This window comes from Methylobacterium sp. J-070 (assembly GCF_022829385.1).
Classification (GTDB): domain Bacteria; phylum Pseudomonadota; class Alphaproteobacteria; order Rhizobiales; family Beijerinckiaceae; genus Methylobacterium.
This window is the reverse complement of sequence record NZ_JAKSXX010000290.1, coordinates 143446-160127: the sequence shown is the minus strand read 5'-3', so window position 1 is coordinate 160127 and position 16682 is coordinate 143446. Positions and strand designations below refer to the sequence as shown.

The 16682-nt window shown below is 70.1% G+C and carries 20 protein-coding genes; 14 read left to right on the top strand and 6 right to left on the bottom strand.

Translation table 11 applies throughout. From position 1 onward, the window contains the following. The first annotated feature begins 152 nt into the window (after positions 1–152). Positions 153–599 (top strand): L,D-transpeptidase, encoded by a 447-nt coding sequence (locus tag MKL01_RS32785; RefSeq protein WP_243909347.1) that lies wholly within the window; start codon positions 153–155, stop codon positions 597–599. Positions 600–725: 126 nt separating this feature from the next. Here MKL01_RS32785 and MKL01_RS32780 read toward each other — a convergent pair whose 3' ends face one another. After that, positions 726–1715 carry a hypothetical protein gene (locus tag MKL01_RS32780; RefSeq protein WP_243909346.1) on the bottom strand — a complete coding sequence of 330 codons (990 nt, stop codon included), beginning with the start codon at positions 1713–1715 and terminating at the stop codon, positions 726–728. 319 nt (positions 1716–2034) lie between these two features. Then, a complete protein-coding gene (gene msrB / locus MKL01_RS32775) occupies positions 2035–2445 on the bottom strand; it encodes a peptide-methionine (R)-S-oxide reductase MsrB (RefSeq protein WP_243909345.1) in 411 nt (136 codons plus the stop codon). A 302-nt stretch (positions 2446–2747) separates the two neighbouring features. On the opposite strand from msrB, the gene MKL01_RS32770 reads away from it, so the two are divergent. The 5 genes from MKL01_RS32770 (at position 2748) to MKL01_RS32750 (ending at position 6889) form a co-directional block, all read left to right on the top strand. Continuing rightward, positions 2748–3209: a hypothetical protein gene (locus MKL01_RS32770; RefSeq protein ID WP_243909344.1), complete on the top strand. Its 462-nt coding sequence runs from the start codon at positions 2748–2750 to the stop codon at positions 3207–3209. Between the two features lie 2 nt (positions 3210–3211). Continuing rightward, a complete protein-coding gene (locus MKL01_RS32765) occupies positions 3212–3874 on the top strand; it encodes a ribonuclease T2 family protein (protein ID WP_243909343.1) in 663 nt (220 codons plus the stop codon). 66 nt (positions 3875–3940) lie between these two features. Continuing rightward, positions 3941–4789, top strand: a complete 849-nt coding sequence (locus MKL01_RS32760; protein WP_243909342.1) for a 23S rRNA (adenine(2030)-N(6))-methyltransferase RlmJ — start codon at positions 3941–3943, stop codon at positions 4787–4789. A 224-nt stretch (positions 4790–5013) separates the two neighbouring features. Continuing rightward, positions 5014–6285: an outer membrane beta-barrel protein gene (locus MKL01_RS32755; protein WP_243909341.1), complete on the top strand. Its 1272-nt coding sequence runs from the start codon at positions 5014–5016 to the stop codon at positions 6283–6285. Between the two features lie 292 nt (positions 6286–6577). Then, positions 6578–6889 (top strand): hypothetical protein, encoded by a 312-nt coding sequence (locus tag MKL01_RS32750; protein ID WP_243909340.1) that lies wholly within the window; start codon positions 6578–6580, stop codon positions 6887–6889. A 109-nt stretch (positions 6890–6998) separates the two neighbouring features. Here the strand turns inward: MKL01_RS32750 and MKL01_RS32745 are convergent, their stop codons facing one another. After that, positions 6999–7559: a GNAT family N-acetyltransferase gene (locus tag MKL01_RS32745; protein WP_243909470.1), complete on the bottom strand. Its 561-nt coding sequence runs from the start codon at positions 7557–7559 to the stop codon at positions 6999–7001. A gap of 191 nt (positions 7560–7750) precedes the next feature. Between MKL01_RS32745 and MKL01_RS32740 the strand changes: the two genes are divergently transcribed. Continuing rightward, on the top strand, positions 7751–9223 hold the full coding sequence (locus MKL01_RS32740; protein ID WP_243909339.1) for a peptidoglycan DD-metalloendopeptidase family protein: 1473 nt from the start codon (positions 7751–7753) through the stop codon (positions 9221–9223). A gap of 64 nt (positions 9224–9287) precedes the next feature. On the opposite strand, the gene MKL01_RS32735 is transcribed toward MKL01_RS32740, so the two are convergent. After that, the gene (locus MKL01_RS32735; protein WP_243909338.1) at positions 9288–9629 is read right to left on the bottom strand and encodes a YidB family protein; all 342 of its coding nucleotides are present in this window, start codon (positions 9627–9629) and stop codon (positions 9288–9290) included. Positions 9630–9791: 162 nt separating this feature from the next. Between MKL01_RS32735 and MKL01_RS32730 the strand changes: the two genes are divergently transcribed. Continuing rightward, positions 9792–10052 (top strand): hypothetical protein, encoded by a 261-nt coding sequence (locus MKL01_RS32730; protein WP_243909337.1) that lies wholly within the window; start codon positions 9792–9794, stop codon positions 10050–10052. A gap of 46 nt (positions 10053–10098) precedes the next feature. On the opposite strand, the gene MKL01_RS32725 is transcribed toward MKL01_RS32730, so the two are convergent. Beyond that, positions 10099–10491: a YidB family protein gene (locus MKL01_RS32725; protein WP_243909336.1), complete on the bottom strand. Its 393-nt coding sequence runs from the start codon at positions 10489–10491 to the stop codon at positions 10099–10101. 204 nt (positions 10492–10695) lie between these two features. Between MKL01_RS32725 and MKL01_RS32720 the strand changes: the two genes are divergently transcribed. The 6 genes from MKL01_RS32720 to MKL01_RS32695 all read left to right on the top strand — a co-directional run bounded on the left by MKL01_RS32720 (position 10696) and on the right by MKL01_RS32695 (position 16163). Further along, complete coding sequence (locus MKL01_RS32720; RefSeq protein ID WP_243909335.1) at positions 10696–11577, top strand: alpha/beta fold hydrolase; 882 nt, start codon at positions 10696–10698, stop codon at positions 11575–11577. Positions 11578–11709: 132 nt separating this feature from the next. Continuing rightward, positions 11710–12042, top strand: coding sequence for a preprotein translocase subunit YajC (gene yajC / locus MKL01_RS32715; protein WP_243909334.1), 333 nt, complete (start codon positions 11710–11712; stop codon positions 12040–12042). Between the two features lie 58 nt (positions 12043–12100). Beyond that, positions 12101–13705 (top strand): protein translocase subunit SecD, encoded by a 1605-nt coding sequence (gene secD, locus MKL01_RS32710; RefSeq protein ID WP_243909333.1) that lies wholly within the window; start codon positions 12101–12103, stop codon positions 13703–13705. 227 nt (positions 13706–13932) lie between these two features. After that, positions 13933–14874 carry a protein translocase subunit SecF gene (secF, locus tag MKL01_RS32705; RefSeq protein ID WP_243909332.1) on the top strand — a complete coding sequence of 314 codons (942 nt, stop codon included), beginning with the start codon at positions 13933–13935 and terminating at the stop codon, positions 14872–14874. A 12-nt stretch (positions 14875–14886) separates the two neighbouring features. Beyond that, positions 14887–15285: an Mth938-like domain-containing protein gene (locus MKL01_RS32700; RefSeq protein WP_243909331.1), complete on the top strand. Its 399-nt coding sequence runs from the start codon at positions 14887–14889 to the stop codon at positions 15283–15285. Further along, on the top strand, positions 15285–16163 hold the full coding sequence (locus tag MKL01_RS32695) for a phytoene/squalene synthase family protein (protein WP_243909330.1): 879 nt from the start codon (positions 15285–15287) through the stop codon (positions 16161–16163). The genes MKL01_RS32700 and MKL01_RS32695 overlap by 1 nt, the downstream gene beginning before the upstream one ends. 225 nt (positions 16164–16388) lie before the next feature. On the opposite strand, the gene MKL01_RS32690 is transcribed toward MKL01_RS32695, so the two are convergent. Further along, on the bottom strand, positions 16389–16682 hold the full coding sequence (locus tag MKL01_RS32690) for a DUF4926 domain-containing protein (RefSeq protein WP_243909329.1): 294 nt from the start codon (positions 16680–16682) through the stop codon (positions 16389–16391).

Here is a 16682-nt window from a genome sequence, read left to right as displayed (position 1 = left end):
CCGCTCGGTAATCTGCGGAGAACCATCCGTGACAAAAACCTGTCAATTCCGGCTGGGAAGACTTCTCCGGCCCGGAGATTGCGCGCATCCCAGTTGACACGGTTCTTCTGGCGTCCCGCCAGGTCTACCGGTCTTGGCGCGGTGATTTCGATATGTCCTCGAGGCGCTTCGCGGCCGTGCCCGATTGGGCCAGAACTGGATTTCTGTGCGGCCTCCTCGTCTTCGGCTCCGCTGAAGGGGCCGCCGCCGGTGTCGTCGCGCAGATCGACCAGTCGCGCCAGCGCATGCGCGTCTTCGTCGACGGCATCGCCGCCTATGACTGGCCGGTCTCGACCGCCCGAAGCGGCTACTACACGCCGAACGGCCGGTATCGGGTCGGGCTGATGGCTCCGATGTGGCGCTCGCACAAGTATCACGGCTCGCCGATGCCGCACGCCATGTTCTTCCGGGGCGGCTACGCGATCCACGGGACCTACGCGACCGGGTCCCTGGGGCGCCGGGCAAGCCACGGCTGCATCCGCCTCGCACCCGGCCACGCGGCCGCCCTGTTCGGCCTCGCCCGCAGCCGCGGCGGGGCCGCGGTCGTCATCCGAAACTGACCGGCTGCCGTCATCGGCCCGCGCGATTCGGCTGCCCCGGTCCCGGACAAGGGAAGGGCCGCGGCGCGTTGCGCACAGCGGCCCGGAAGGGGTCGGGTCGTCGGTCCGGGGCGCTCGGCCGCCGGTTCAGTTCTGCTGCTGGGTCCGGCGGGGGCGCACGGTCCAGCGCTCGAAGACCGAGCCGGGATCGTCGCCCTTCCCGTCCTTGTTCTCGGATCCGGGATCGGGCTGCTGGTGGATCGCCGCGCCGAGCGCCTGCGACAGGCTCTCGATCACGTCGTCGATGCGGGCGTCGCCATGGAGGGTGTCGGCGGCGCCGTTGTGCGCGGGGGGCGACTCGGACGCGGCCGGCGCCGCATGGGGGACGGGTTCGGGGGCGGGAACCGCCTCGGGCTCGGCCTGGTGTTCGGGGGCCGGCTCGGCATGCATCGGGGCCGCGGCCTCGACAGGCTCCGGCGCGGGCGGCGGCACGGGGACGGCGGGCGGCGGCGGGGGAGCCGCGGGGGCGGCCGCCGGAGGCGTGGCGATGCGGCGCGTCGCGGATTCGTCGGACTCGCTCGACCGCGCGGCGCTGCCGTAGCGGCCGAACCCGAACCGCGGCTCGATCAGATCGAGGATCGCCTCCAGCGCGGCGTTGCTCAGGGCCACCTCTTCGCCGGCCGGCACACCCTGGATGGCCAGGGCCTGCCGCTCATAAGCCGGCTCGCCACTGACCTCCCGGCCGAACCAGCTCGGCGCCTGGAAGCCTGCGGCCTCGCCGTCGCTGTCGAACGCGACGCTGATCAGATCCAGGCTGCCCGGGGTGACGTAGCGGTCGATGGCGATCTCGCGGCCGCCCGCGCTCAGGGTGCTGCGATCGTAGGCGGCCTTGCCGGGGCAGACGTCGAGCAGCGCGTCGCCGTGGGCCCGCGGCACGTCGGTCCGTTCCTCGACCGGGATGCCGTCGGGCCCCTTGTTCACGAGCACCAGCTGGCAGACCTGGCCGTCGACGCGCACGTAGGAGGCGCGGCCCCCCTGCGGCGCGAAGTGTCCCTCCGTGATACGCGCGCCCCCGCGCTCCTTGCGGATCAGGCGGACCAGGGACGGGGCGACCAGGAATCGGCGAACGGTGCTCATATACTCAAAAACCCTCCCGCTAGGCCGGCGGCGCGCCGTTCCGGCGGACAGCCCTCAGGTCCCCCGGCTCGGGCGGGACGGATCAAGTGGAACCGATCGCAGCGACGTATAAGCTGAGCCGCAACGCCGTATTCGATCGGACCTGACCGCTTCCGCCGGAAATCACCGGACAGCGACAACATGAGAGTATACAGCGCTAAGCAAAAAAGCGACGAAATCAAGACCGGAACCCGCCGATGTTCCGGTCGGACCGGATTCTGTCCCCGCTATCCCACTCTCGCGCCGCGATTCTGCAACCCAGATTAAATCGACGGCTGCCTTACGTTGCCGGCTCAAAACCCATGGCGGCGCCGTTCATGCAGTAGCGCAGGCCGGTCGGGGCCGGACCGTCGTCGAAAACGTGGCCGAGATGGCCCTTGCAGCGGGCGCAGTGCACCTCGGTGCGGACCATCCAGTGGCTGCGGTCCACCGTGGTCTCCACGGCGCCGTCGATCGGTTCGAAGAAGCTGGGCCATCCGGTTCCGGATTCGAACTTGGTCCCCTGCTCGAACAGGGGCTGGCCGCACCCCACGCAGGTGAAGGTGCCGGGCCGCTTCTCGGCGAGCAGGCAGCTCGTGCCGGCCCGCTCGGTGCCGTGCTCGCGCAGGACCCGGTACTGCTCCGGCGTGAGGGTCGCGCGCCACTCGGCGTCGCTGCGGGCCTCGGGGCTGGTGGTCGGCGTATCGGCCATGACGGTCTCCCTTTTCGCACCGCTATATAGGGAACGCGCCGGGTCTTCGGCAGTCCTGAGTCAGTCGCACGGGGTACGACCGCACCCTGCGCCGGCGTCTCGGGGGCGTCCGATCCGCCGGTCCGGCCCCGCCCCAGGAGCCTGGACGGCGTGCCGGCACCTGCGGGAGCGACCGGAGCAGTGTAGCGGCCGCGCCGCACCGCCCGTCAAAGCGTCGTCACGGCCAAGCCGGAGCTTGACTGCCGTCCCGGCCGGGCCATCGTTCGCGGATGCAGGACCGCACACCCGTCGAGGCACGCGCCATGCGCCCGATACTCAACGGCCTCGCCCTCGGGCTGGCCCTTCTCGCGCTGGCGCAGCCCGCGCTCGCCCGCTCGGCCCGGGAGGACATCGAGCCGTCCGAGGAGCGGATCTTCCCGTTCGACGCGGACATCCCCGGCTGCCAGGATCCCTCGGTGCTGGAGCAGCTCTCCACCAACTTCGCCGAGAAGGAGGCGAAGTTCTGGAACTCGTCGATGACGATCCTGTCCTTCGACACGATCGCGCGCACCGCCTGGCGCCCCTGGGGCCTCGACACCTATCCACGCCGCTTCTGCACCGCCACCGTCACCACCTCGGATGGCGTCCGCCGCAAGGTCGACTACTCGGTGCGCGAGAGCCTCGGCATCATCGGGGCGACCTGGGGCGTCGAGTTCTGCGTCCACGGGCTCGACCGCGAACTCGCCTACGCCTACGCCACCGCCTGCCGGATGGCGCGTCCCTGACGATGCGCGGCCTCGTCGCCTGCCTCGCCGGCCTGCTGCTCGCCGGCCCGGCCGCGGCACAGGATTACGGCGGCTTCGCCCGGCGCGGCGCCCCCGGCGAGTTCGACTTCTACGTGCTGGCCCTGTCGTGGTCGCCAACCTACTGCGCCGACAGGGGCGACCAGCGGGACGACGTCCAGTGCGCCCCCGGCCGCAATCTCGGTTTCGTCGTGCACGGGCTCTGGCCGCAATATGCCCGGGGCTATCCGGAGAACTGCTCCGCGGTGGTGCGCCCGCCGACCCGCCAGGCCATGGAGGTGGCCGGGCAGGTCTATCCGAGCGAGGGGCTCGCCCGTTACGAGTGGCGCAAGCACGGCACCTGTTCGGGCCTCGATCCCGCGGCCTACTTCGCCGCCGCCCGCGCGGCCCGGCTGGCGGTGACCATCCCGGACGCGCTCAGGGGCGGGTCTCCGCCGCAGTCGCTGGCGCCCATCGAGATCGCGCGGCTCTTCGTGGCCGCCAACAGCGGCCTCCGGCCCGACATGATGGCCGTCGCCTGCAACCGGGGACGGCTGCAGGAGGTCCGCCTCTGCTTCGGCAAGGATCTGCGCGGCTTCACCCCCTGCCCGGAGGTCGCCCGCGGCAATTGCCGGGCTCCCGAGGTGACGCTCGACGCCGCACACTGAGTTTTTTCGGCGGTTCCGGCGGCGCGCACTGGACCCGGGGCGCGCGATCGGCTTGAGGGCGCTGCCATGAACTATCGGCACGCCTTCCACGCCGGCAACCATGCCGACGTCCTCAAGCACCTCGTGCTGGCGCGGGTGCTCGACCACCTGCGCCTCAAGGACAAGCCGTTCCGGGCGCTGGACGCCTTCGCGGGGCTCGGCGTCTACGATCTCGAGGCCGACGAGGCGGCCCGCACCGGCGAATGGCGGGACGGCTGGGGTCGGATGGATGCGCCGTTCGCGCCCGCGGTCGAGGCGCTGCTCGCGCCGTATCGGGCGGCGGTGGCGGCGGTGCGGGCGCATCACGGCGCCAACGCGTATCCCGGCTCGCCCGCCCTGATCCGCGAGGCGCTGCGGCCCGGCGACAAGGGCGTGTTCGTGGAGCTGCATCCGGCGGACGCCGCCACCCTGCGGGCGCGCTACGAGCGCGACCCGCGCACCAAGGTGCTCAACCTCGACGGTTGGACCGCGGTCAACGCGCAGATCCCGCCGCCCGAGCGGCGCGGCCTCGTGCTGATCGATCCGCCCTACGAGGTCCCCGGCGAGACCGCGCGCCTCGGCGTCCATCTCGCCCGTGCCGTATCGAAGTGGCCGACCGGGATCTTCCTGGCCTGGTACCCGGTCAAGGATGCCGCCGCCCTCGACCGCATGGTCCGGGACCTCGACGGCGCGCTCCCCCGCCCGGCGCTGCGCCTCGATCTGCTGATCGACCGGCCGGACGATCCGACGCGGCTGACCGGCAGCGGGCTGATCGTGGTCAACCCGCCCTGGCGGCTGGCCGAGGAGGCGATGCTGTTCCTGCCCGCCCTCGCGGAGCGCTTGGCCCGGAACGACTTCGGAGGTTTTCGCTGCGATTCGATCGGCACGGCAGGCTGATCCGGCAGCATTCGTCAGCATCGGGCCATCCGGCCGCGTATCGCCACAAGATGCCGCCGGTGCCGGCAAATCGAATGTGGCGACAAAGTCACATTCGCGCGGCTAACGACCCACGCCGTCGTGAAATGCTCAAAAAATATGCAAGTGCTCGATGTTTGATTTTGTCTCATTCACCACTCGATGTCAGCTTGGCCGTTGACGAACCTCAACGAGCTGCGATCTCCATGCTGAAGCGATCAACCCTGACCGGCCTCGCCGCCGTGCTGCTGTCTTCGACCAGCATCCTCGCGGCCGATCTCGCGGTCCCGGCGCCGGCTCCCGTGCCGCCCCCGGCCGAGCCCTGCAAGGCCACCCTGATCGGCCCCGCCTTCAACGGCGTGATCAAGGCGAACCCGAATCCGACCTGCTTCCCGGTCGGCGGCCTCGGCGACATCTACATCGGCGGCGCGCTCACCGGCTACGGCTACACCCAGAGCAACCCGTTCGCCTTCACGGCGCCCACGACGCCGGCGGATCGGGACCGGGTCGCACGGTTCGACTTCTCGAACCTTCAGGGCTGGGTGCAGAAGGCCGAGGGCACGTTCCAGTTCTACATCCAGGGCGGCGGCTACGCGATCCCGCAGCTCGGCGTCGCCAACTTCAGCTCGGTCACCCAGACCGACCTGCTGTTCACGCCGCTGCCCGTCGCCTTCGGCAAGATCCAGATCAACGACGCTTGGTCGCTCCAGGGCGGCCGGATGCCGACGCTGATCGGCAGTGAGGCGCCGTTCACGTTCCAGAACCTGAACATCAACCGCGGCCTGCTGTTCGTGCAGGAGAACGTCATCAACCACGGCGTGCAGCTCAACTGGGCCGAGGGACCGTGGTCGGTCTCGGTCGCGGGGACCGACGGGTTCTTCTCCGGCGAGATCACGTGGTTCACCGGCGCCGTCACCTACAAGCTCGACGATTCGAACACGATCGGCGTCAACGGCGGCCTGAATCTGGGCCGGCAGAACGCCTTCGACCGCAGCCTGCGCTACCAGTTCGCCACGCCGGGCTTCCAGCAGAACAGCGGCATCTTCGACATCAACTACACCTACTCGAACGGTCCGTGGATCGTCTCGCCGTACTTCCAGTTCACCAACGTGGAGCGCGACCCGCGCGCCGGCATCTTCGCCAGCGCCTCGACCTATGGCGGCGCGCTGCTGGCCTCCTACGCCTTCACCGAGAACTTCGCCCTGGCGGGCCGCGTCGAGTACGAGGAGCAGACGGGGGTTCGGGGCTCCGGCACCACCAGCCTGCTCTACGGTGCGGGCAGCAACGCCTTCTCGGTCACGGTCACCCCGACCTTCACGTTCGACCGCTACTTTCTTCGGCTCGAATACGCGCATGTCGAGCTCGGCGGCATCACCCGCGGCAGCCTCGCGGACGGGACGCTCGGCACCGGCTTCGGCCGCACCGGCAACCGCACCACGCAGGACCGCTACATGGTCGAGACCGGCATCACCTTCTGATCCGACCCCATCCGTCGCCGGCCCCCCGGGCCGGCCCTGGACAAGCCCCCGGTCTCAGGCCGGGGGTTTTTTATGTGCGGTGCGGCAGTTCTTTTTGTGTCGTGCATGAGAGACTTGCAGTCTATCCACGAAGATAATGAGTATTAATATTGAATAGTGATCCGTCCGTTTCAAGACCCATCATCGGTCCATTGAAGTCCCGCGGGCGCGGCGAGCGCACAACTTGCAATGTCATGCTGTAGTCATGTACGGTCCGCGCCTTCCAGCGATGGGAAGACCGGGGACAGTCGGAATGGTTTCGATCGAAGATTTGTCGGCCACGTTGCGCAGCATTGCGGCGCCGGGCATGACGCCGAAGGCGCTGCGGAGCGCTGTCCGCGAGAAGCACCCCGAGGCGTCCAAGAAGGACGTGGTGCGCGCGGCCTTCTACGCGCTGACCGAGGCGCAGTCCTTCGGCGGCCGCGGGGTCGACGAGCTGCACAGCTTCGCCCTGTCCGAGCGGGCACCCGACGACGAGCCGCCGATCCGGATCGGTGAACGCCGCAAGAAGAAGCGGCTCCGCGAGGCCGGGACGGCGGCCAAGCCGGCCGATGCCGCCGTTTGAGGACAGGGGACGGAGGCGGGGCCCGTGATGGCTCAGGCGGGCCTCGCGCTCGATCTGCGGCCGATCCGAAAGCGAAGCGGACCCGGGCCGGTGGCACTCCGACGGAGCTTCAGTCCCGCCGGAGCAGCCGGCGGCCCGGACGGTGCCCGTCCTCGCCGGTATCGCGGAAGCCGAGCTTCTGAAGCAGGCCCCAGGAGGCGACGTTGGCGGGCCGGCACTCCGCCACGATGGTCCGCGCCGGAAAGCGCGCGCCGAGCGACCCGATGATGGCCGAGACCGCCTCGAAGGCGAAGCCCCGTCCGCGGGCCGCGCCGCCGATCCAGTAGCCGATCTCGATCACGCCCACCCCGCGCAGGTGTGTTCCCACCACCCCGACGAGTTCGCGCGCGGGCGGCTCCGGCGCCGGTTTCCCCGCGCCGAGGCCGCCGGTGCGCATCCAGGCGCCGAGAAAGCGGTCCTGGCCACGCGCGCCGCTCCGGATCAGGTCCTCGGCATCCTGGAGCGTGAACGGCGCCGGGAGAAAATCCACGGCCGCGGTGATCGCCGGGTCGTCGGTGAGCTGGCGCAGGACCTGCGCATCCTCCGCCCGCAGGCCGACGATCGACAGGCGCGCGGTCTCGATCCCGGGCAGGTCGGCGAGGCTGTCGCGTGCGGCGCGCATGGTAAACATGCCTTCGATGTGGGGTGCCGCCCGGGATGAAAAAGGCACGCGCGTCCCCCACCGGATCATCCCTCGCGGCGCGCGAAATCTCTGCGCGTTCCTTCGCGCGAGGGTCGCAGACATGCGGAACGGGAACGGTTGCTTAACCTGAATCCGTCTTCATTGGGGCATCAGGTTGCGTCAGGCAAACGGGTGCGTCGATGCGGGTGCGCGGTACGGGTCAGATGTTGCGGACGCTCTCGCGCGTCGCGCTCATCGGCATCATCGGCGGTGCGGCGGCCGCCTGTTCGTCGGACGCCTCGCGGCTGACCAACCCGTTCTCGAACCCGTTCGACGCGGAGCCCTCCGCCACAGGCAGCCTGCCGGACGGCACCCTGAAGCCCGGGCCCGCGATCCGGACCGGCCGGATCCAGTCGGAGGCGCTGAGCCCGCCCTCGACCCCGCGTCCCGTCGCCGCCGCCAGCCCGGCCCCGACCCATTCCGCCGCACCCCCGACCCGCGTCGCCTCCACCGGCGCGGTCGGCTGGAGCGCGCAGGGCGGGACGCAGATTACCGTCTCGCAGAACGACAGCTTGAACCAGATGTCCACGCGGTTCGGCGTGCCCGCATCGGCGATCCTGTCGGCCAACGGATTGACCAGCGCGAGCCAGATCACGCCGGGGCGGCAGCTCGTGATCCCGGTCTACAACGCCTCCGGCATGAACCCCGCCGCGGCTCCCATGACGGCCCGCCCCGCCCGCGCGGCCGAGGAGAAGCGCGAGGACGCCAAGCAGGTCGAGTCGAAGATCGCCGCGAAGCGCGAGGAGGCCAAGGAGGCGGCCAAGGAGGCGGCCAAGCGCGCCGCCGCCGCGAAGGAGGCCGACCGCAAAGAAGCGGACCGCAAGGACGCCGAGCGCAAGGAGGCCCTCGCCCGCGACGCCGCCGCCCGGAAGGTCGCCGACGCCAAGTCCCGCAAGGAGGCTTCGGTGAAGGAGGACGACAAGCCGCGGCACGTGCGTCCCGGACAGGTCGCCAAGGCCGACGACAGGAAGGCCGACGACAAGAAGGTTGAGGCCAAGGCCGAGGCGAAAGCCAAGGCGGAGGCGAAGGCCACGGAAGCCAAGGCCGAAGCGAAGGCGGCTGCGAAGGCCGAGGCGGCCCAGAAGCTCGCCGAGGCGAAGGCCGCCAAGGAGGCCGCCCAGAAGGCGGCCGCCGCCGAGAAGACCGAGAAGGTCGCCGCCAAGGAGGCGCCGAAGGCAGCCGCCCCCGTCGCCCCGGCCAAGCCGGAGCCGGCCGCGACCGGCTCGGTGGCCGATGCCTCGGCTTCGGAGAGCTTCCGCTGGCCCGCGAAGGGCCGGGTGATCTCGGGCTACGGCACCTCGGGCAACGAGGGCATCAACATCGCGGTGCCGGAGGGTACGCCCGTGAAGGCCGCCGAGGAGGGCACCGTGGCGTATGCCGGCTCCGACGTGAAGGGCTACGGCAAGCTCGTCCTCGTGCGCCACGCCAACGGCTACGTGTCGGCCTACGCCCACAACGGCGAGATCGACGTGAAGCCCGGCGACAAGGTCAAGCGCGGCCAGACCATTGCCAAGTCCGGCGCCTCCGGCAACGTGACCTCGCCGCAGCTGCATTTCGAGATTCGCAAGGGCGGTTCGCCCGTGGACCCGATGTCTCAGCTGGCCAGCAACTGAGCGGTCCACGCGATCCGGAACGAGAGGCGGTCCCGGGAGGGGCCGCCTTTCTCGTTGCGCACCGTTACCGCTGCGGCTCCCGCAGCGTCCCCTCGGGGCTGTGGTGGTCCACCGCCGCGGGCAGCGTCTCGGCGAGGGTCGGGAAGAGCTGATCCACCGGGATGCCGAGCTTCTGCGCCATCTGGTGCACCTGCTCGTTGTTCAGGACCTTGCGCAGGTCGTCGGCGGTGATCGGCTCATTGGGCCCGCGGCCCAGCCAGGAATTGACCTGGCTCTCGTAGCCGGAGCGGCGGAGCTGCTCGAGCAGCGCGTTGAGGCCGCCCGGAAGGACCTGCTGAATGATGCCGGGCAGCGCCTTGAGCGCCATCTGGCCCAGCGAGCCACCGAGGGAATCGAGCAGACTCATCCTGTCCTCCTGGCGGTCCCGCCGTTCGCTGGCATTCTAGAGCGCCGGCCGGGAAACGGGAGAGCGCGCGGGCCGCCGAGCCGCGTGAACCGCAATTTAATCGACACCACCCGGATGTTTGCCCGGTATGCCGGCTCGGCCTCCGTCCACGGTCAAGCGGTCATGAGATGTTTGGCGCTGTCTGTCGTGCTGTTCGTTGCGACCGGCGCGGCACTGGCGGTGCCGGATGAGACGCCCCGGCCAGCCCGTATTGAGCGAACCCTCACGGACGGCGTCTTCGTCCGGCCCCTCTACGGGGTGTATCGGCATTGCGGCGGCGCCTGCCTGAAGAGCGGGGAGCTGACCTGGTACTGCTTCGCCAAGCAGAGCTGCTCCCTGAGTTGCGCGACCGCGCCGCCCCAGATGAAGTGCGCGACCCCCTAGCACCACCTCGCCGGAACCCGGGGCGCCGCCCGCCTTCTCCGCCCGCTCAGCGGATTTGGGTGCTGAAGTTCGGTTGTGGCCTGAGCCGGCCGTCCGCGCTCTGCTCGGCGACGGCGGCCGGCAGGAACTCCGACAGGGCCGTGGCGACGCGATCCTGCGGCAGACCGAGATCGTAGGCGAGGCGCTCGGTGACCGCCTCCGGCAGGCAGGCCGCGACGGCGGCGGCCGGGACGGTCTGCCGTTCCCCGGAGGACGACCAGGAATCGACGGCCGTTCCGTGGCCGTCCGCGCGCAGGCGGTCGAGGAAGCCCGCGAGGCCCCCGGGGTAGAACTTCGCCAACGCCATCGCGAGCTTGCCGCTGCCGGTCGCCTCCAGCGCCCGGTCGGCCGCCGCGGTGACATCGCCGATCAGGTTCTTCGCAGTGTCGAGCAGGCCCATGAGTCTCCACCGTCGCGTGTTGCGATGCGCTCGGGACTTCGGGCGCGCCCGGCCGTCGGCAAGCGCGTGCGGCAATTGCGCGGTGGATCGCCGCGCGGGTCCTGCGCACGCGCCACGGCCGGTCAGCGGATCTGGACGGTCTTCCGTTTGCAACGCCTTCGCGCCCGGTCCTAGGATGCGGGACGCCGGGTTCCGGGAGTCATCATGAAGCGCGTGCGCGCGGGCGTGCTGGACGTCGCCTATCGGGAGGTCGGACCGCCGGACGGTCCGCCCGCGGTGCTGCTCCACGGCTTCCCGTACGACATCCGCGCCTGCGAAGCGGCGGCCGAGCGACTGGCCGGCACCGGGATCCGCTGCCTCGTCCCGTACCTGCGCGGCTATGGACCGACCCGGTTCGTCGACGCCGCGACCCCCCGCTCGGGCGAGCAGGCGGCCCTCGGAGCCGACCTCTTGGCCTTTCTCGACGCCCTCGGCATCGAGCGCGCCGTGCTCGCCGGCTACGATTGGGGCGGTCGAGCGGCCTGCGTGGTCGCGGCGCTGTGGCCGGACCGGGCCAGGGGCCTCGTGAGCTGCGGCGTCGGCTACAACATCCAGAACATCCCGGCCGCCGGCCGACCGGTCGCGCCGGAAGCCGAGCACCGGCTCTGGTACCAGTACTACCTTCACGGCGAGCGCGGCCGGGCGGGCCTCGCGGCGAACCGCGACGCGTTCTGCCGCCTGCTCTGGCAGCTCTGGTCGCCGACCTGGACCTTCGACGCGGCCACCTTCGCGGCGACCGCCCGCGCCTTCGAGAATCCCGATTTCGTGGACGTGGTGGTGCATTCCTACCGCCACCGTTTCGGCCTCGTGCCGGGCGACCCGGCGCTGGTGGAGATCGAGGCGCGTCTGGCGGCCCAGCCGCAGATCTCCGTGCCGTCGATCGTCCTGCTGGGCGCCGAGGACGGCGTCGGGCCGCCGTCGGTCGCCGACACCGACGCGCGCCACTTCACGGGCCCGTATCGGCGTGAGATCGTCGCGGGGGTCGGGCACAACTTTCCGCAGGAGGCGTCGGACGCCTTCGCGGCGGCGGTCCGCGCCCTGGTCTGACGCCGTCGCGGGTCCGCGCCGCTTCGGCGTTGCTTTCGGGAAGCCCCTGGCTATAGTCCGCGCGCTTTTCGACAGGTCTGGCCACGCCGAAAACCGGCCGCCGGCCCGCGCGCCATTTGCAGGAGACGCTCGTTGATCACCCCCGCCTTCGCGCAAGCGGCCGGTACGGCCGCTGGCGGAGCGGAGATCGCCTTTCAGGTGGTCCCGTTCGTCCTGATCTTCGTGATCATGTATTTCCTGATCCTGCGGCCGCAGCAGAAGCGGGTCAAGGATCACCAGACGCTGCTGAAGGCCGTGCGTCGGGACGACACGATCGTCACCAACGGCGGCCTCGTCGGCCGCGTGGTCAAGGCGTCGGACGACCAGCCCGAGATCGAGGTAGAGATCGCCCCGAACGTGCGCGTGCGGGTGGTCCGGTCGATGATCTCCGAGGTCCGGGCCAAGGGCTCGGTGAAGGCCGTCTGAACTTCCAGTTGAACCGGCCGGCGTAACGTGCCGGCCCACAAGAGAAAAAAGACGGCCGATGCTGCGCTTCTCCCGTGCGAAGATCATCGCGACGCTTGGCCTTATCCTGATCGGCCTGATGCTCGCCGTGCCGAGCTTCTTCTCGCCCGAGCAGCGGAAGGGCTTCGTCGCCAGCCTGCCCTCGTGGTTCCCGAGCTGGGTGGTGCCGACCCGCGCGATCGTGCTCGGCCTTGACCTCCAGGGCGGCTCGCAATTGCTTCTCGAGGTCGACCAGAACGAGCTGATCGCCTCCCAGGCCAAGGCCCTGCGCGACGACGTGCGCCGGGTGCTCCAGCAGGAGAGCGTCCGCGCCGACGGCGGCATCGGCCTGCTCCAGCGCGGCGTCCAGGTGAAGATCGCGGACGATGCCGCCCGGGCCAAGGTCCTGCCGAAGCTTCAGGAACTGTCGCAGCCGATCACCACCTCGCTCGGCCAGACGGCGGCCCGCACCCTGGACGTGTCCGAGCAGCCGGGGGGCTTGGTCCGCCTGACGCTCACCGATGCCGGCATCACCGACCGCACCCGGCGGGCCGTGAGCCAGGGTATCGAGGTCATCCGCCGCCGCCTGGATTCCACCGGCACCACCGAGCCCTCGATCCAGCAGCAGGGCGCCGACCGTATTTTGATCCAGGTGCCGGGCGAGCAGAACCCCGAGCGGCTGGAGAAGCTCCTCGGCTCCACCGCCAAGCTCGAATTCCGGATGCTCTCCGACAGCCCCTCGGGCGATGTCGATATGCTGCCCTCCAAGGACGAGAAGGGCGCCAAGGTGCCGGTGGAGCGTCGGGTCATGGCCGACGGCGGCGAGCTGACCGACGCGCAGCCCTCCTTCGACCAGCAGTCCCACGAGCCGATGGTCAGCTTCAAGTTCAACCTGCGCGGGGCGCAGCGCTTCGGTCAGGCGACCTCCGAGAACGTCGGCCGGCGCATGGCGATCGTGCTCGACAACGAGGTCGTGTCGGCCCCGGTGATCCGCTCGGCGATCACCGGCGGATCGGGCCAGATCACCGGCAACTTCACCGTGCAGCAGGCCAACGACCTGTCCGTCCTGCTGCGGGCCGGCGCGCTGCCGGCGAAGTTCACCGTGGTCGAGCGCCGCGTCGTCGGGCCGGGGCTCGGCCGCGATTCCATCGAGGCCGGCAAGCTCGCCACGCTGGTGGCGGCGGGCCTGGTGGTCTGCTTCATGTTCGCCACCTACGGGACCTTCGGGTTCATCGCCAACATCGCCCTGATGGTCCACGTGGGCCTGATCCTCGGCCTGATGTCGGTGCTGGAGGCGACCATGACCCTGCCGGGCATCGCCGGGATCGTGCTCACCATCGGCACCGCGGTGGATTCCAACGTGCTGATCTACGAGCGCATGCGCGAGGAGAGCCATGCCGGCCGCTCGCTGATCTCGGCCCTCCAGGCGGGCTTCGATCGGGCGTTCGCGACGATCATCGACTCGAACTCGACCATGGCGATCGCCGCCCTGATCCTGTTCTTCCTCGGCTCGGGCCCGGTGAAGGGGTTCGCGGTGGTGTTCATCCTCGGCATCCTCACGACGGTCATCACCGCGGTGACGCTGACCCGGATGATGATCGCGGTGTGGTACAAGACCTTCCGGCCGAAGGCCCTGCCGTTCTGAAGATGCTCACTTTCGGGAGACCGATCACCGCTGGCAAAGGCCGCTCCAAACCACGCCCTCATCCTGAGGTGCCCGCGCCAGCGGGCCTCGAAGGAGCCCTCCAGCCGGCGCCGTGAGTTCTGGAGGCCTCCTTCGAGGCCTCCGCTGCGCTCCGGCACCTCAGGATGAGGGTAAGGATGGGATGAGCGGGTCGGCGCTGTCACTCCCCAAATGTTAGGTCCGAAACAATGCGCCTGCTCCGCCTCTGGCCCGATGAATCGCATTTCGACTTCATGCGATTCCGGCGCTTCACCTTCCCGCTCTCGGCGCTGCTGTCGCTCGCCACCGTGGCGCTGTTCCTGACGATCGGGCTGAACTTCGGCATCGATTTCAAGGGCGGCACCCTGGTCGAGCTGCAGGCGAAGTCGGGCAACGCGGATGTGGCCGCGATCCGGCACACGGCCGTCGGCTTCGGCTTCGGTGAGCCGGAGGTGCAGGAACTCGGCAACCAGGGCACGGTGCTGGTCCGCCTGCCGCTTCAGCCCGGCGAGCAGGGCCAGACCGCGGTGATGAACAAGGCGCACGCCGCCTTCGATCAGGATTACGAGTTCCGCCGCACCGAGACCGTCGGCCCGCGGGTCTCCGGCGAGCTGGTGCAGTCGGGCACGCTCGGCGTCGTGCTGTCGGTGGTAGCGGTTCTGCTCTACCTGTGGTTCCGTTTCGAGCGGGAGCTGGCGCTCGGCGCCATCGTGGGCACCCTCCACGACATCGTGCTGACGATGGGCGTGTTCATCGTCACCCGCATCGAGTTCAACATGACCTCGATCGCCGCGATCCTGACCATCGTCGGCTACTCGCTGAACGAGACGGTGGTGGTGTTCGACCGTACCCGGGAGCTGATGCGCCGGTACAAGACGATCCCGACCGTCGATCTGCTCAACCTGTCGATCAATTCGACCATGTCGCGCACCGTGATGACGTCGATCTCGTCGTCCCTGTCGCTGCTGGCCCTGGTCTTGTTCGGCGGCGAGGCGATCAAGGGGTTCGCCGTGGTGATGCTCTGCGGCGTCGTGATCTGCACGTACTCGGCGATCTTCATCTCGACGCCGGTGTTGATCTACCTGGGCCTGATGCTCTCGGGCGCCCGGGCGGCCGCCGAGCGGTCCGGTGTCCCGCAACCGGCGGAGTAGTCTGTTTCCGACATGGCCGAGCGGGAGACATCGACGGGCTTCGAGTCGGGCTTCGTGCCCGGGCGCCACATCATCGACACCTATGGCAACGGCGGCTTCCGCTTCGCCGGCATGTCGCATCGTGGCTCGATCCTGCTCCTGCCCTCGGGGGTGCGCGCCTGGGAGGTGACGGAGCCGCGGGCGATCGATCGGGCGGCGCTGCGCCCGGTCCAGGCGGAGGCCGGGGGGATCGAGCTCCTGCTCGTCGGGACCGGCCTCGACATCGCGGCCATCGATCCGGCCCTGCGGGGGTGGCTCAAGGATTTCGGCGTCGGCCTCGACGTGATGCAGACCGGGGCCGCCGCCCGGACCTACAACATCCTGGTGGCCGAGAACCGTAAGGTCGCGGCCGCTCTGATCGCGGTGGCCTGATGCCGGAGGTCGAGGGCACGACCGCCGAGACGGGCCTCCCCTTCGCGCAATCCCATTGCGAGGGTCTGGTCCGGGCCGGCGACCCGGACCGCTACTACGCCACGCTGTTCGCGCCGGCCGAAGCACGGCCGCACCTGTTCGCGCTCTACGCCTTCAGCCTGACCATCGCCCGGGTGCGCGAGGCGGCCTCGAACCCCATGGCCGGGGAGATCCGCCTGCAATGGTGGCGCGACGCCCTCCAGGGCGAGGCCCGGGGCGACGTGCGCGCCAATCCGGTGGCGGCCGCCCTCGAGGAGGCGATCCGGGTGAACCGCCTCGGCCGCCAGCCCTTCGTCGACCTGATCGACGCCCGGGTGTTCGACCTCTACGAGGATCCGATGCCCCGGGTGAACGACCTGGAGGGCTATTGCGGCGAGACCGCCTCGGCGCTGTTCCGCCTGGCGAGCCTCGTGATCGGCCACGGCGCGGAGCCCGGCGGCGCGGGCGCGGCCGGGCATGCCGGCGTCGCCTACGGGATCACCGGCCTGCTGCGCGCCCTGCCCTGGCACGCCCGCTCGGGACAGGTCTACCTGCCCGCCGACATCCTCGCGCGCTACGGGGTCACCCGCGAGGACGTCGTCACCGGCCGCGGCGGCCCGGGCCTGCGCCGGGCCTGCGCCGACCTGCGCGCCCTCGCCCGGCAGCACCTGAAGGCCTTCGAGGCGGCACGGCCGACCATCGCGCCCTCGGCCGGGGCCGCGTTCCTGCCGGTGGCCCTCGTGGAGCCCTACCTCGCCGCCATGGAGCGGGCGAGCTACGATCCGCTCAACACGTCCGTGGAGCTGCCGCGCTGGCGCCGGCTCTGGCACCTGTGGCGGGCGTCGCGGCGGATCGGGTGATTCCAACCAGCGTCCTCATCCTGAGGTGACCGCGTCAGCGGGCCTCGAAGGAGGGCTCCAGCCAGCCGCGCGATCCCTGGAGGGCTCCTTCGAGGCTTCCGCTACGCTCCGGCACCTCAGGATGAGGGGGGATGGGTTGGAAGGCCGATCTGAGCTTTGATAGTCTCGTGCAGCCGTCGATCTTGCGGGGGTCGAGCGACCAACTTCGCGGCCAGTTCGGATGGCTCAAGCGACTGCGCGTTTCACGGGGCGGAGGTCCGCCGCCGCGACGGGGGCGAGCGCGCTGACCGGCTCCGCGAACTCGACCTCAAAATCCACACCGTCGCGCCGGATGTCGACGATCGTTCCTTCGGTCCCCACAACCATCGTGAAGCCGTCATCCGTCACCTCAGCGGCGGTGAGCGTCACGCGATCGAGATCCCGGAGGTCCGACGGCAACTCGCTGCGTCTCACGATGTAAAGCGCATCGATCGACGTGGCGGAAGGAAGAAGGGTCGCCTGCCGCGGCGCAGAGGCCAC

Coding starts and splice junctions, on each gene's coding strand:
- msrB (WP_243909345.1), bottom strand. CDS start 2,445: ATGGCCGATACGCCGACCACCAGCCCCGAGGCCCGCAGCGACGCCGAG.
- MKL01_RS32765 (WP_243909343.1), top strand. CDS start 3,212: ATGCGCGGCCTCGTCGCCTGCCTCGCCGGCCTGCTGCTCGCCGGCCCG.
- MKL01_RS32750 (WP_243909340.1), top strand. CDS start 6,578: ATGGTTTCGATCGAAGATTTGTCGGCCACGTTGCGCAGCATTGCGGCG.
- MKL01_RS32695 (WP_243909330.1), top strand. CDS start 15,285: ATGCCGGAGGTCGAGGGCACGACCGCCGAGACGGGCCTCCCCTTCGCG.
- MKL01_RS32780 (WP_243909346.1), bottom strand. CDS start 1,715: ATGAGCACCGTTCGCCGATTCCTGGTCGCCCCGTCCCTGGTCCGCCTG.
- MKL01_RS32730 (WP_243909337.1), top strand. CDS start 9,792: ATGAGATGTTTGGCGCTGTCTGTCGTGCTGTTCGTTGCGACCGGCGCG.
- MKL01_RS32755 (WP_243909341.1), top strand. CDS start 5,014: ATGCTGAAGCGATCAACCCTGACCGGCCTCGCCGCCGTGCTGCTGTCT.
- MKL01_RS32725 (WP_243909336.1), bottom strand. CDS start 10,491: ATGGGCCTGCTCGACACTGCGAAGAACCTGATCGGCGATGTCACCGCG.
- secD (WP_243909333.1), top strand. CDS start 12,101: ATGCTGCGCTTCTCCCGTGCGAAGATCATCGCGACGCTTGGCCTTATC.
- MKL01_RS32700 (WP_243909331.1), top strand. CDS start 14,887: ATGGCCGAGCGGGAGACATCGACGGGCTTCGAGTCGGGCTTCGTGCCC.
- MKL01_RS32770 (WP_243909344.1), top strand. CDS start 2,748: ATGCGCCCGATACTCAACGGCCTCGCCCTCGGGCTGGCCCTTCTCGCG.
- MKL01_RS32785 (WP_243909347.1), top strand. CDS start 153: ATGTCCTCGAGGCGCTTCGCGGCCGTGCCCGATTGGGCCAGAACTGGA.
- secF (WP_243909332.1), top strand. CDS start 13,933: ATGCGCCTGCTCCGCCTCTGGCCCGATGAATCGCATTTCGACTTCATG.
- MKL01_RS32740 (WP_243909339.1), top strand. CDS start 7,751: ATGCGGGTGCGCGGTACGGGTCAGATGTTGCGGACGCTCTCGCGCGTC.
- MKL01_RS32720 (WP_243909335.1), top strand. CDS start 10,696: ATGAAGCGCGTGCGCGCGGGCGTGCTGGACGTCGCCTATCGGGAGGTC.
- MKL01_RS32745 (WP_243909470.1), bottom strand. CDS start 7,559: ATGTTTACCATGCGCGCCGCACGCGACAGCCTCGCCGACCTGCCCGGG.
- MKL01_RS32735 (WP_243909338.1), bottom strand. CDS start 9,629: ATGAGTCTGCTCGATTCCCTCGGTGGCTCGCTGGGCCAGATGGCGCTC.
- MKL01_RS32760 (WP_243909342.1), top strand. CDS start 3,941: ATGAACTATCGGCACGCCTTCCACGCCGGCAACCATGCCGACGTCCTC.